This is a genomic window from Clostridium neonatale (genome assembly GCF_900465025.1).
GTDB lineage: Bacteria > Bacillota > Clostridia > Clostridiales > Clostridiaceae > Clostridium > Clostridium neonatale.
Window position 1 is genome coordinate 527,222 of sequence record NZ_UICR01000002.1, and the last position, 13,359, is coordinate 540,580.

The 13,359-nt window shown below is 26.2% G+C and carries 11 protein-coding genes, 1 pseudogene and 1 riboswitch; of the genes and pseudogenes, 4 read left to right on the plus strand and 8 right to left on the minus strand.

Annotated features, from left to right (window positions below; translation table 11 throughout):
- Positions 1-174: 174 nt before the first annotated feature.
- From CNEONATNEC86_RS14045 to CNEONATNEC86_RS14055, 3 genes are all read right to left on the minus strand, one after another.
- Positions 175-570: a hypothetical protein gene (locus CNEONATNEC86_RS14045; RefSeq protein ID WP_125148663.1), complete on the minus strand. Its 396-nt coding sequence runs from the start codon at positions 568-570 to the stop codon at positions 175-177.
- Positions 571-646: 76 nt separating this feature from the next.
- A complete protein-coding gene (locus tag CNEONATNEC86_RS14050; RefSeq protein ID WP_058295823.1) occupies positions 647-1,192 on the minus strand; it encodes a glutathione peroxidase in 546 nt (181 codons plus the stop codon).
- Between the two features lie 779 nt (positions 1,193-1,971).
- A complete protein-coding gene (locus CNEONATNEC86_RS14055) occupies positions 1,972-2,313 on the minus strand; it encodes a winged helix-turn-helix transcriptional regulator (RefSeq protein ID WP_058295824.1) in 342 nt (113 codons plus the stop codon).
- Positions 2,314-2,439: 126 nt separating this feature from the next.
- Here CNEONATNEC86_RS14055 and CNEONATNEC86_RS14060 point away from each other — a divergent pair, with 126 nt between their 5' ends.
- Entirely contained in the window at positions 2,440-3,258 is an 819-nt protein-coding gene (locus tag CNEONATNEC86_RS14060) for a nitroreductase family protein (protein WP_159116538.1), read from the plus strand.
- 166 nt (positions 3,259-3,424) lie between these two features.
- Here CNEONATNEC86_RS14060 and CNEONATNEC86_RS14065 read toward each other — a convergent pair whose 3' ends face one another.
- The 3 genes from CNEONATNEC86_RS14065 to CNEONATNEC86_RS14075 all read right to left on the minus strand — a co-directional run bounded on the left by CNEONATNEC86_RS14065 (position 3,425) and on the right by CNEONATNEC86_RS14075 (position 4,974).
- Positions 3,425-3,895, minus strand: coding sequence for a pyridoxamine 5'-phosphate oxidase family protein (locus CNEONATNEC86_RS14065; RefSeq protein ID WP_125148667.1), 471 nt, complete (start codon positions 3,893-3,895; stop codon positions 3,425-3,427).
- A 182-nt stretch (positions 3,896-4,077) separates the two neighbouring features.
- Positions 4,078-4,452 (minus strand): hypothetical protein, encoded by a 375-nt coding sequence (locus CNEONATNEC86_RS14070; protein WP_125148668.1) that lies wholly within the window; start codon positions 4,450-4,452, stop codon positions 4,078-4,080.
- 42 nt (positions 4,453-4,494) lie between these two features.
- The gene (locus tag CNEONATNEC86_RS14075; protein ID WP_159136257.1) at positions 4,495-4,974 is read right to left on the minus strand and encodes an NUDIX domain-containing protein; all 480 of its coding nucleotides are present in this window, start codon (positions 4,972-4,974) and stop codon (positions 4,495-4,497) included.
- 260 nt (positions 4,975-5,234) lie between these two features.
- On the opposite strand from CNEONATNEC86_RS14075, the pseudogene CNEONATNEC86_RS14080 reads away from it, so the two are divergent.
- Positions 5,235-6,703: pseudogene (locus tag CNEONATNEC86_RS14080) on the plus strand (IS1182 family transposase).
- Positions 6,704-6,774: 71 nt separating this feature from the next.
- Here the strand turns inward: CNEONATNEC86_RS14080 and CNEONATNEC86_RS14085 are convergent.
- Entirely contained in the window at positions 6,775-8,250 is a 1,476-nt protein-coding gene (locus tag CNEONATNEC86_RS14085) for a protein adenylyltransferase SelO (RefSeq protein WP_159136258.1), read from the minus strand.
- Positions 8,251-8,699: 449 nt separating this feature from the next.
- On the opposite strand from CNEONATNEC86_RS14085, the gene CNEONATNEC86_RS14090 reads away from it, so the two are divergent.
- Positions 8,700-9,449: an acyl-[acyl-carrier-protein] thioesterase gene (locus CNEONATNEC86_RS14090; RefSeq protein WP_159136259.1), complete on the plus strand. Its 750-nt coding sequence runs from the start codon at positions 8,700-8,702 to the stop codon at positions 9,447-9,449.
- A gap of 265 nt (positions 9,450-9,714) precedes the next feature.
- Here the strand turns inward: CNEONATNEC86_RS14090 and CNEONATNEC86_RS14095 are convergent, their stop codons facing one another.
- Entirely contained in the window at positions 9,715-10,887 is a 1,173-nt protein-coding gene (locus tag CNEONATNEC86_RS14095) for a phosphoribosylaminoimidazolecarboxamide formyltransferase (protein WP_159136260.1), read from the minus strand.
- A gap of 45 nt (positions 10,888-10,932) precedes the next feature.
- Positions 10,933-11,012, minus strand: a riboswitch (ZMP/ZTP riboswitch).
- Between the two features lie 744 nt (positions 11,013-11,756).
- On the opposite strand from CNEONATNEC86_RS14095, the gene CNEONATNEC86_RS14100 reads away from it, so the two are divergent.
- Positions 11,757-13,223: a DUF4317 domain-containing protein gene (locus tag CNEONATNEC86_RS14100; RefSeq protein ID WP_159136261.1), complete on the plus strand. Its 1,467-nt coding sequence runs from the start codon at positions 11,757-11,759 to the stop codon at positions 13,221-13,223.
- Positions 13,224-13,359 lie beyond the last annotated feature (136 nt).

Consider the following 13,359-nt stretch of genomic DNA (forward strand, 5'->3'; position numbering starts at 1 on the left):
TTATATTGGGTTAATTATACCATATTACATAAATAACAAACTATATTAAGAACTATATACTATTTTCTTAATAAACGAAAAGGATGCTGAAAAAAATCAACATCCTAATTTTATATTTTATCTGTATTTAATTTCTATATTATAAATGTAATTTGCATGTTAAAGATTGTAACACTAACTATTAATTTTTTCATTAAGCTTATTTTTCATCCAAAATTGTATTGTTACAAATACGCCAACTAATATTGTAACTTCCACTTCTAATAAAAGAATACTAACATAGTTAATATTCGTATTATTAATTAGTAATCCAATAATTGTAAATATTAATGTAACAATTCCTGAGGTAATCCATGTAAGGCTTATCTTCTTATTAGCAAAACTCACATAATTGCTAATATTACTCTCACGCTTATTATCATCAGAAATTCCAGAGAAAAACATTGCTATAGGTATAAATAAATTCAATACTTTATTAATTCTATTAATAGAATTGTATTTATATAATACACCTATATAAACCATTATCATCGGAATACATATATTTAAAATCAAAATAAATATATTCATATAGACACCTCCAAGTAATTATTATAAGTTTTTACTTTATAATACCACTATATGCCTATATATGGAAGTTATTATATTACAATAATCCTTTTATATCTTTTGCTATATCTATAGGTTCTATTCTTGATTCATATCTATTTATAACTTTTCCTTCTTTATCAATCAAAAACTTTGTAAAATTCCACTTTATACTATTGCCAATAAGATATTCTGGATAATTTTCCTGTGTTATTGAATATAGTAATTTATCAGTAGCATTATCTTTATCAAACCCCTTAAATGGACACTCGTTCACTAAATAAGTAAAGATTGGATCTGCATTTTCTCCTCTAACATCAATTTTTTCTGATAAGTTAAAGTTCACACCATAATTTAATTGACAAAATTTATTTAAATCGTTATTGTTTTCAGGTGTTTGGTTATCAAATTGATTGCAAGGAAATCCTATTATCTCAAGCCCTTGATTTTTATATTCATCATATATCTTTTGTAGGCCTTCTAGTTGTGGTGTAAATCCACATTTACTTGCTATGTTTACAATTAATAATACTTTGCCTTTAAATTCTTCAAGTGATCTTTCCTTTCCACTTATATCTTTAAATTTATAATCATATATACTCATACTTCATTCACCTCATCTTAATTTAATTATAAATAATTTATCTAAATTTAATTTAATTCAATTAATTCTTTTAAAAAATACTTAAGTATTTGTAATTAAAGATCTAAATTTGCTAAAAGAGATTATATGGTTTTATTATTTATCTCTATAATATATTTAGAATTAATCATAACTGATTTTCTAATTTTATTTCACCATATATTATAACCTGATCTTTTTTCGCAATTTAATTTTTCTAAATTCAATTTAACTCAACTGATTTATATCTTTATTATATAACATTTTTTTATTTTGTCAATAATATATTTTGCTAACCATATATAAATCTCTTTGAATATTTTAATCAAATTCCTACAATATTTATCTATAGAATACTCAACTTCATTAGAAATTTTTTCTAACTATTAGCTTATATTCTTTCAATTCTCAATTGCTAAATAAGAGTTTTTTCAATATATACTTTATAATAATTTTTACTTCTTAAAACCTTTTTGTTCAATTTGATAAACTATATAACATTCTTAATTTCCACAACTAAATCCGTATATATCAATAAAATTAAAATATTATTCTTTTAATTTTTAACTGACATAATTTTGTCACATATTATATATATAATTTAAATCATAAAGAGGTAATAAATATATAAATAATCCCCTTTATTTATATAATTTCATTTTCATTATTATTCCCTTATAATAATTTTTTATATCAGCTTATGTCCCCCTACATAAGCTGATATTATATTTTAAAATAAAATATAATATTAAATAATTCATCTAACTGTTAATTTGTATATTATTATCCTTAGCATATTTTATTGACCATATACAAATCTCTTTGAATATAGGGAGTAAATCAGTGCAATATTCAGCCATAGAATATTCAACTCTAGGCGGAACTTCATTATATACTGTTCTAATTATCAGCTTATCTTGCTCAAGCTCTCTTAATTGCTGAGTAAGTGTTTTTTCAGTTATACTACCTAATAATTTTTTTAATTCTCCAAATCGCTTAGTTCCATTTGATAAATGATATAAAATTCTTAGTTTCCATTTTCCACCTATCAGATCCATATATATGTCAAGAGAATAAGAATACTCCTCTTTTAATTTACTCATATAAAAGCCTCCTAAATATCAATACTGTCTTTAATGATAGTATATATCAAAAATGTGCGTACTTGTAATAAATAATATCACATCCTAAAATAAATTCATAAATATATTTTAAAGGAGCAGGTGTGCATGTATAAAGTAGATATTGAAAAATGCATTGGTTGTGGACTTTGCATAAAAGATTGTTTTGTTAAAGATATTGAATTAATTGATAATAAAGCAAATATAAAAAATGAAAGATGCATGAAGTGTGGACATTGTGTTGCAATTTGTCCAAAAGGAGTTGTATCAACAGATACATATAATATGGATGACGTTAAAGAATATAGTGAAATTGACTTTGATATAAAGCCAGATACTCTTTTAAACTTTATAAAATTCAGAAGAAGTACTCGAAACTTTAAAGAAAAAGATGTTGAAGATGAAAAAATCCTTAAAATAATAGAAGCTGGAAGATTTACTCAAACATCAACTAATAGCCAAGATGTATCATATATAGTGGTTAAAGAAAACATTGATAAATTAAAAGAAATGGTATTTGTTACACTTAATAATCTTGGAGAAAATATTATTAAAAATTTAAATGAAGAAACAATAGTGTTTAAACGCTATGCCGAAATGTGGATAAATATGTACGACGCATTTAAGAAAAATCCTAAAAATGATAGCATATTTTTCAATGCACCAAGTGTAATTTTAGTTGTTTCAAATAATCCAATTAATGGAGCATTAGCTTCTTCTAATATGGAGCTTGTAACAAATGCTTTAGGTCTTGGTACATTTTTTAGCGGATTTTTTGTAAAAGCATCTGAAGAAAATCCTGAAATTAGAAACTTTATTGGATTAAAAGAAAATCAAAAAGTAGTTTCTTGTATGGTAATTGGCTACCCAAATGTAACATATAAAAGAACTGCCCCAAGAAAAGATGCTGAAATTTCTTGGAAATAAAATTTTTCTAAAATTTATATGTTATTAGCAGATTACTATTTAAACTGCTTCTTAAAAATGTTTCTAAAAATCATTTTCTAATAAGCAAGCATTTTGAAACTGCTTTAGCAAAAAATGTGTAAATCATTTTTTGATTTACACATTACTATTACTCTAAATCTTTACTTTAATTGTTTTGCTTACATGACATTTCTTCTACTTCAAGTTTTATAACTGCTGTAGCATCAACAATTCTTTCATTAAATTCCCAATCTGATTTTCCTGAATAACGTTTCATCATAAGATTAAATATCTTTATCTTTTCATCTATATCTGTAATTAATGAAATCTCACCTGTTCCAATTACACTTTTATATTTAAAAGAATGATTACATGGGTTTTCACTTGGCTTAAACATCCCATCAGTATCCAGCTCAAAACCCGCATACTTATTTTTATTAATTAAAGTTATTTTTCTTCCTACTTTAGCCCCATGAAAATAAAAAAACTGCTTGTCTCCTTCATGTACATAAGCAAAATTCAAAGGTACTATATATGGCTTATCTCCATCTATAAGAGCTATTCTACAGCACTCACATTTTTCAATTATTTCATCTATTTTTACTGGATCTGTAACTTGTCTATCCTTCTTTCTCATGTTCTTCTTCCTTTCTAATTATTGGTATTATATTTATAACATTATAACATATATTGTAAGAATTCTATTGGCATTTTTCTATTATTGCTTTTAATTATTTAGCTTAATAAAATTACATAATACCAATTTTCATCTATTTCATTATGTTATTCTTTCTATTTATTAAAAATTGAAGAATAATGCTAAACCAAAAAACTAATAATCATGCATACTATTCCTGAAAACAATAATGAGAGCCTGCCTATCCCATTATTCACAATTATTTTAACATCATTCTTAGTTTTTTCATTTTCCATTCTAGTAATTTCAAGATTTGCATTACCTGAATATTGAGCATTACTTTGTCCCATTGATTTTATGGATAACCCTTTAGGATTTCCACTAATAGAAGCAAATCCACCCAATACTACAAATATTATTGATTCTATTAATAATACATCTTTTAGAATATAGCCTTTAACATTTACTAATATAAACGCAATAATAAATAAAAAAGCACTCAATAACATAGATAAAATAATAAATGTTCCTATTGATTTTAATAAAGATTTACTCATACTCTCCCCCTTTCATTAAATTTATATTGTCTCCTAGTATAATTAAGCATGGCCATATAATATATGATCTGAACCATAGAACATGCTATTATGATTATTTATCATATTTACAATATTATTATTTAAAAATTCTGGCATTAATCTTATTTTACTTAACTTATCTATATTAATCCATTCACTATCAATTTGCATATCATCTATTTCTGTTGGTTTTATCAATATATTATCCTTCAATTTGCAGACAAAAATATGATACATCTTATGTGCATATTCTGGATATATTTCTCTTATTTTTGGATCATCACATATTTCTTCATATAATCCTGAAAATCTTAATGGAACAATATTATATCCTGTTTCTTCAAGACATTCTCTTATAATCGCATCATGTAAGGTTTCATATTGGTTTTGTCCTCCACCTGGAAGAGAGTAATAATATCCATTATTCTCATCAAAACATCTATTTAATAAAACTTTATTGTCATTTATGATGATAGCTTTTACTGTACTCCTAATACTCATTTTTTCTCCTAACATAAAATACAAAATTCTTTCTAGATATAGAATACCAATATTTTACCCAAAATTCAAAATTCTTTTATTCATGTAACTTTCTATATAAAGTATATTTTTAAATACTATTACTAATAAATATTGTGAAACATAAAATAAGGCTGCTAAATTAAAGCAGCCTTCAGACTGTTGACAACTAACTTCAAAATGAAGCTAGTTGTTTATTTTTATGTTAAAATATGATAGTAAAAGTAAGGTGGTGTTTCATTATGATGGGAATTAAAAAGAAAGCAGATAGAACACAAATTGAAATGTTAAGTTTAGATGATCTTGTTCCTAAAAATCATTTAGTTAGAAAAATAGATGCAACAATAGATTTAAGTTTTATTTACGATGAAGTAAAAGATCTATACAAGCCTTACGGGCGCGAAAGCATTGATCCAGTAGTTTTAATAAAAATAGTAATGATTCAATATCTTTTTGGTATCCGTTCAATGAGACAAACACTTAAAGAAATTGAGGTTAATTTTGCATATCGTTGGTATTTGGGATATAACATGCATGAACAATTACCTCATTTCTCAACATTTAGTAAAAACTATTCAAGAAGATTTAAAGATTCCGATTTATTTGAAACTATCTTTGCAAGAATATTGTGCGAAGTTAATAAATACGGTTTTATTGATGATGAGAATATCTTTATAGATGGAACACATATAAAAGCTAATGCTAATACTCATAAATATAGAAATGAAGTTATTGAAGAATCTGCAAGAGTATATGAAAAATCATTGAAAGAAGAAATTAATAAAGACAGAGAATTACATAATAAAAAACCACTTAAAGAAAAAGAAACTTCAGAAGAATTAAAAAAAACATTAAAGTAAGCACTACCGATCCTGAAAGTGGATTATTTCATAAAGGTGAACATAAAAAAGTATTTGCATATACTGCTAACACAGCTTGCGATAAGAATAACTATATTTTAGGCTTTGAATTGACACCTGGGAATGTCCATGATTCAGTTTCATTTTGGGGAATATATGAAAAAGTTAAGAAAGAACATAGCAATGTGAATGGTATTGTTGTAGATTCGGGATATAAAATCCCTGCGATTGCGAAGCAAATAATTGATGATGGAAAGACACCAATAATGCCTTATAAACGCCCTATGACTAAACAAGGATTCTTCAAAAAATATGACTATGCTTATGATGAATACTATGATTGTTACATTTGCCCTAATAACCAAATATTAAAATATTCTACAACTAATAGAGACGGTTATAAAGAATATAAAAGTAACAAAAAGACTTGCGCTAATTGTCCATTTCTTAATCAATGTACTCAAAGTAAAAATCATGTAAAAGTAATATGCAGGCATGTTTGGGAAGAATACATGGAGCAAGTAGAAGATATAAGACATATAAAAGGTATGAAAGAAATCTATATGTTACGAAGTCAAACAATTGAACGTGTATTTGCGGATGCAAAAGAAAAGCATGGTATGAGATATACACAATATCGTGGAATAAAAAAGGTTAAGATGGAGCTTAACCTCTTATTTGCATGCATGAATTTAAAAAAATTAGCCACATGGCTGGATCGGAATGGACTATTGCCTATCGGTTCGGACAATTTATTGGCCAATTTAATGAAAAATATAGAAAAAATTCTATTAATAATAACAAAAGGGGTAAATGCAAATTTCATTTACCCTCTTTTGTCTACAAACTGAAGGCTGCTAAATTAAAGCAGCCTTATTTGTGTGTGTTAAATTAATTAATTTATTTAATTTTTCATTCACTTTTATGTTCCACAGTAAGTTTTATAAGGACAGCTTGTAGGCTTAGGTAACTCAGAATAATATTCACTTACATTAGAGTAATCGTAAGGACTATTAATAGCCTCTAAAAGTTTATTCATAACTGTATAATTATTATTATTCACTGCCGCAGATAAAGATTCCTCGACTCTATGGTTACGTGGTATTACAACTGGATTATTCTTTTTCATTAATTCTATCGAGTCTTCCATTGATTCATTTTGTCTCTTTAATCTTTCCTGCCATAACTTATACCAGTCTTTAAAATCTTCTTTACGAAACATTTCAATATTATTTATATTACCTAATGTTAAATTAAGAAAAGTATTTGTATAATCAGCTTTGTATTTCTTCATAAGATTTAAAAGAGTTTCAATTATATGTTCATCTTTGTCTTCTTCATTAAATAATCCAAGCTTTTTCCTCATTCCAGAAAGCCAATTATTTTTATATAAGATTTCAAATCTTGATAATGATTTTTCAGCAATTTTTACAGCTTCATCCGCATCATCATCTAATAATGGTAGTAATGTTTCTGCAAATCGTGCTAAATTCCAAACAGCAATTTTGGGCTGATTACCATATGCATATCTACCATAAGTATCAATAGAACTAAATACGGTGTTTGGATCATAAATATCCATAAATGCACAAGGACCGTAATCAATTGTTTCTCCGCTAATAACCATATTATCAGTATTCATAACTCCATGAATAAAACCAACAAGCTGCCATTTTGAAATAAGCTCTGCCTGCCTTTTTATTACTTCATTAAGCAAATATAAGTATTGGTTTTCACTGTTTGATGCTTTTTTAAAATGTCTGTTTAATGTATAATCTGCTAAAGCTTTAACATCTTCTATGCTTCCATAATTTGCAGCAAATTGAAATGTTCCAACACGTATATGGCTTTTTGCTATACGCGTTAATACTGCACCTTCAAGCTCTGTTTCTCTTATTACACTCTCACCTGTAGTTACAACTGCTAAACTACGAGTTGTTGGAATACCTAGACCATTCATGCCTTCACTTATAATATATTCTCTGAGCATTGGTCCTAAAGCTGCTTTTCCATCTCCTCCTCTTGAATACGGTGTTCTTCCAGATCCCTTAAGCTGAATATCAAATCGCTGTCCATCTTTTGATATATATTCCCCCAAAAGAACTGCTCTTCCATCACCAAGCATTGTAAAGTATCCAAATTGGTGTCCAGCATAAGATTGTGAAATTGGAGTTGTTCCTTCTAAAACTTTATTTCCAGAAAGTATGTCTATCCCATCTTTTCCCTTTAAAAAATCTGCATCTAATCCCAAAACATCAGCAAGTGAATCATTGAATATAATAAGCTTTGGAGATGATATATCATTTGGATTTTGAATAGAAAACATTTTTTTCGGAAGGTTTGCATAAGTATTTTCTAATTTTAAATATTTATTTTGAACTGTATTTTTATTTTCCATTTATCCTCCTTCTATATTTTTATAAATTTATCTTTAGTTTCTTCTTTTAACCTATTATTATTCTAATTTAATATAATTTTTGCATTAGAATAAAATCATCTTTAAACAATCAATAAACTTTTTATTAATATTAATTATTAATTACTATTTATTCTATTATAGTTATTATAACATATTTACCAATACAAACTATCCAATTTTTAAACAACATTATTTTATTAATCAATAACTCTTAATTCATTTTGATATAAATAACATGTCTACTATAAACGGTAGAATAAAAAGTAATACAGCTAAAAAAGTTTAGAATATAAACTTTTGGGGAATAATGTTATTGCTTATTATTTGTATAAATTATCATTTTTTCCAAGAACAATATATAAACTTTTAAATTATGATACAATATTTAATATAAAATATACGAGCTTTATAAAAGGAGGAAATATATATTGAATGATATTTTTAAAAAAGAATACAAAATAAATATTTTTAATGTTGATTCTGAGCATAAATGTAAATTTTCATCTTTAGTGGATTTCTTATGGGATGTAGTTATATCCCAATCTGATTATTTAGGAGAAACTAAAGAAGGCTTTGTTCATAATCAATGTATATGGGTACTTTTAAAATACGATATAACTATATATGAATATCCTAAATTTAGAGATACAATAACTGTTGACACTAAGGTCCTAGGTACAAAAAAGTTCTATGGTTATAGACAAAATACTATAAAAAACTCTGAAGGAAAAGTTATAGGTGAAGTTTTTTCAACAGCTATATTAATAGATTTTGAAAAAAGACGTCCTATGAGAATATCCCCTGCCCAAAGCGAAATATATGGACTTGATGGAGAATTAGATGAGGCACCTCCTTTAGATGATATTCCTAAAATTCAAAAAGAGGACTATATAAAAGACTACCCTGTTAGATATAGTGATATAGACTCTAATGGACATGTTAATAATGTAAAGTATATGGAGATGGCAATAGATACTTTACCAAGGTCTATTTTAAATGAATATAAATTATATAATATTAAAGTACTATTTAAAAAAGAAACAACTGATGGAGATATATTACATATTTCTTCTGAAGTAATTGATAATGATAGCGACAATATTATTACCATTCATAATATCACACGTAATAATGTAACTCTTCTTACAAATTTACAATTTATATGGAAGAAAAAATAGTCTAGTCTTATGTGGTAAATTAAAAATAGTCATGTTTTATGAATTATTATCAATAACATGACCCTATTTAAATTGTTAAACATGTCACTCATACTTGTGGATTCTTTTATGGATTAATGTTAAGTAAGGTTTTTATTCTAAAATATTATTATTTATAGCAATTATATTTTTTACAAAAAATAATTATCGATGAACTAATTAAATGGATATATTATTAATTAAAACTTCAAAATCAAATCAAAATATAACTCATATCAGCATGTTTTTAATGATGAAACAATCGTATTTCCGTAAATGTCATAACTATATTGTATTTATCACATGTTTCTATTACATTATCATCTCTTATTGATCCTCCTGTTTGAGCTATATAAGAAACCCCGCTTTTTTTAGCACTTTCTATATTATCTCCAAATGGAAAAAATGCATCTGATCCTAAAGAAACGCCTTTAAGATTCTTTAGCCATTCTTTCTTTTCATCCCTAGTAAACGGATATGGTTTTTCAGTAAAAATATTTTTCCATGAGCCATCACATAGCATATCCATATAATCATCTGAAATATATGCATCTATTGCATTATCTTTATCTGCTCTTTTTATTCCTTGTTTAAAAGGAAGGTTAAAAACTTTAGGACTTTGTCTTAAAAACCATGCATTTGCTTTGTTTCCTGCAAGTCTTGTGCAATGAATTCTAGATTGCTGTCCTGCACCAATACCAATTGCCTGCCCATCTTTCACATAACACACAGAATTAGATTGGGTATATTTCAATATAATTAAAGATATAATCAAATCTCTTTTTGCACTGTCTGGTAATATTTTATTTTTAGTTGGAATATTATTTAGTAGCTCTTCGCATATTTTTATATTATTTCGCTGTTGTTCAAAAGTTATCCCATACACCTCTTTTTTCTCTATTTCATTTGGAATATAATTCTCATGGATTTGTATTATTAAATAATTGCCTTTACGCTTATTTTTTAATATTTCTAATGCTTCCTTTGAATATGATGGCGCTATTATTCCATCTGAAACTTCACATGATAAAATTTTTGCTGTTATCTCATCACATTCATCTGATAAAGCTACAAAATCACCATAAGATGACATTCTATCTGCACCTCTTGCCCTTACATATGCAGTAGCAATATCTGATAAATTTACATCATCAATAAAGTATGCTTTTTTTAAGCTTTTACTTAGTGGAACTGCTACAGCTGCTCCTGCAGGACTAACATGTTTAAATGAAGCTGCTGCTGCAAGGCCAGTAGCAGTCTTTAATTCTTTTACAAGCTGCCAGCTATTTAATGCATCCAATAAATTAATATAGCCAGCACTACCATTAAGTATTTTTATAGGTAATTCGCCATCTTTTGAAAAAATTCTAGCTTGCTTTTGATTTGGATTACATCCATACTTTAATTTTAATTCCTTCATAATCTTTGTTACACTCCTTTTAAAACAATAAAAGCCCACTACCTGGACTTTTGCCCAGACGGTCGGCTTTTTATTTGTTATACTTCATGTGGTTTATTCCACTTCCGTCAGTCGTATAACCTATATGTAAAAAATATCATTTTAATTTATCCTTGTCAATAAATGTTCATTTCCAAAAATGTTACTACGCCACCTCATTTAATATATGCTGTAACTTTATTAAGAAACTCCTTTTCATTTCTTGATAGTTTCATGTAAAATTCTATTTTTAGATTTCTCCTTTTTAAAATTATTTTATTATATTTTGCAAAAAATATAACGTGATACCATTCACATTATCTCATTCTGACCAATTATGTACACCAATATTTATCTTTGTTAGCATCATAAAATAATCTTTAAATTTTTTCAAATATCTTTTTACAAGTGCCTTTAACCCGCTATAAATAAGCAAATTCTTAAGAATATACATATGAATCTTTATTAATTTATTCATTCAAATATTTAAAAAATACTTTCTTTATAATATTTTCTATTTATAAAAATTAAAAATATATTAATTTTATAAATTTTTCTTTTAAAGTTCAAAGACTCTGTGATCCTCAATTTTGATCCATATATTATGTAATAAATATTTTTATAATACCACCTTCTTTTATATTTTTGAAACATCCTATATACTTTTGAAAACTTTCAATCATTATTTTCATATATGATTCATTTTTTAACTTATTTAGCTTTTATGTTTCCAAAAATTTAATATATATTTTTACTTACTTGAAGATATGCTAATTGAATAATATACTTATATTTGGTAACATGTTCTTTACTATGTACTAATAAAAACTCATGAAATGAGAGGTCATTATATGAAAAAGAAAGATATATTAGAATTAAAAAAACGTCTAAAGAAAGATTACTGCACCTTCACAAAAATGTGTGGTTGTTATGTTAGCGGAGAAAAACATATTATCTTAAAATTTAGAGAAACCTTTTTAAATTTAGACGAGGATGAATACTTTAAATACTTAGAAATTGCTAAAAAAGTACTGTCTGGTTCCATTGGAAATAACATTTTGGAGCTTAACTTTCCAGTTGGTGAAGACCTTATAAATGAAAAGCAAGTTTCCCTTATGCAGCTAAAAAGAAGTCAATTAAAGGATGATGCTCTACTTGACAGTTTTTACAAATCCATTATAGATAATTATGATTATACAGGTAATTTTTTGATCCTTATTTTTCATGATGCTTACGATGTTATTACTAAAACTAATGATAATGCAAAGTTAGATGAATCTGAAGAAGTATATGAATATGTATTATGTGCAATATGTCCTGTTTCACTTTCAGCTCCTGGTCTTAGATACTTTGAAGAAGAAAATAAAATAAAAGCACGTATTAGAGATTGGATAGTTGAAGCACCAATTAATGGCTTTGTTTTTCCTGCTTTTATTGATCGTAGTTCAGATGTTAACTCCATTATGTATTACACAAAAAATGCAAAGGATACACATCCTGAATTAATGGAAAATGTATTAGGTTGTTATTCAAAACAAACTGCTACTATACAAAAAGAAACGTTCCAATCAATTATTAAAGATTCGTTTAGCGCTGATGAAACCAAGGCTGAGAAAATTTTTATGGAAGTACAAGAAAATCTAAATACTATGATAGATGAATACAATGAAATGTATGATGATACAGATTCTGAGCCTAAAAGCTTAACAAAGAAGGATATACAAAACCTTTTAATAGAAAGTGGAGTTCCAGAAGAAATTACTACTAAGATTGAAAAATCATATGAAGAAAACTTTGGTGATGATCTTCCTTTAGCAGAACATTTAATTGATCCAAAGATACTTAAAGCGAATGAACAAAGAAGAAGAGAACAAATACTTGAAAAACAAGTAGAAATATTACAAAATAAGCTTGAAAGAACAAAAATAAATGTTGAAACCAATTCTGAAAAAGAAGAAAAACACGAAATTGAATCGGTACAAAATTCAGATAAAGAGACTTTAGATACAATATCAAACTCACTAGATGAATCTTTTCCACAATCAGACAATATGCTTGAAGAATCAAATTCTGATATAGATTTAGAAACAGCCTCTGACTTAGATTTAGAAAAGAATTCTGATATAGCTTTAAACTCAGTATCAACTGAAATAAAACCAGAAAAACATTCTGATCCAAACTATGATATTATTCTTCAAGTAAAACCTGAAAAATTAGATCAAATAAAATCACAGATAATTGATGGTAAAAAATATCTTGTTATTCCTGTTGATGAAGATGAACAAGCAAATGTCAATGGTATTGATACTTTGATTTAATTTATTATAAATTATATTTTCTTATTATTTATAATAAGAACTTCACTAAAAAACAATATATATAATTATTATAATAATTTAATAGTTTCTTTATAAGACCTACGATTATTCTCGTAGGTTTTATAATAAATATCCT

What these genes read in the sequence shown, in the direction of transcription:
- CNEONATNEC86_RS14050 (WP_058295823.1), bottom strand. Translation starts at nt 1,192, where the DNA reads ATGAGTATATATGATTATAAATTTAAAGATATAAGTGGAAAGGAAAGA.
- CNEONATNEC86_RS14075 (WP_159136257.1), bottom strand. Translation starts at nt 4,974, where the DNA reads ATGAGTATTAGGAGTACAGTAAAAGCTATCATCATAAATGACAATAAA.
- CNEONATNEC86_RS14045 (WP_125148663.1), bottom strand. Translation starts at nt 570, where the DNA reads ATGAATATATTTATTTTGATTTTAAATATATGTATTCCGATGATAATG.
- CNEONATNEC86_RS14095 (WP_159136260.1), bottom strand. Translation starts at nt 10,887, where the DNA reads ATGAAGGAATTAAAATTAAAGTATGGATGTAATCCAAATCAAAAGCAA.
- CNEONATNEC86_RS14100 (WP_159136261.1), top strand. Translation starts at nt 11,757, where the DNA reads ATGAAAAAGAAAGATATATTAGAATTAAAAAAACGTCTAAAGAAAGAT.
- CNEONATNEC86_RS14055 (WP_058295824.1), bottom strand. Translation starts at nt 2,313, where the DNA reads ATGAGTAAATTAAAAGAGGAGTATTCTTATTCTCTTGACATATATATG.
- CNEONATNEC86_RS14060 (WP_159116538.1), top strand. Translation starts at nt 2,440, where the DNA reads ATGTATAAAGTAGATATTGAAAAATGCATTGGTTGTGGACTTTGCATA.
- CNEONATNEC86_RS14070 (WP_125148668.1), bottom strand. Translation starts at nt 4,452, where the DNA reads ATGAGTAAATCTTTATTAAAATCAATAGGAACATTTATTATTTTATCT.
- CNEONATNEC86_RS14065 (WP_125148667.1), bottom strand. Translation starts at nt 3,895, where the DNA reads ATGAGAAAGAAGGATAGACAAGTTACAGATCCAGTAAAAATAGATGAA.
- CNEONATNEC86_RS14085 (WP_159136258.1), bottom strand. Translation starts at nt 8,250, where the DNA reads ATGGAAAATAAAAATACAGTTCAAAATAAATATTTAAAATTAGAAAAT.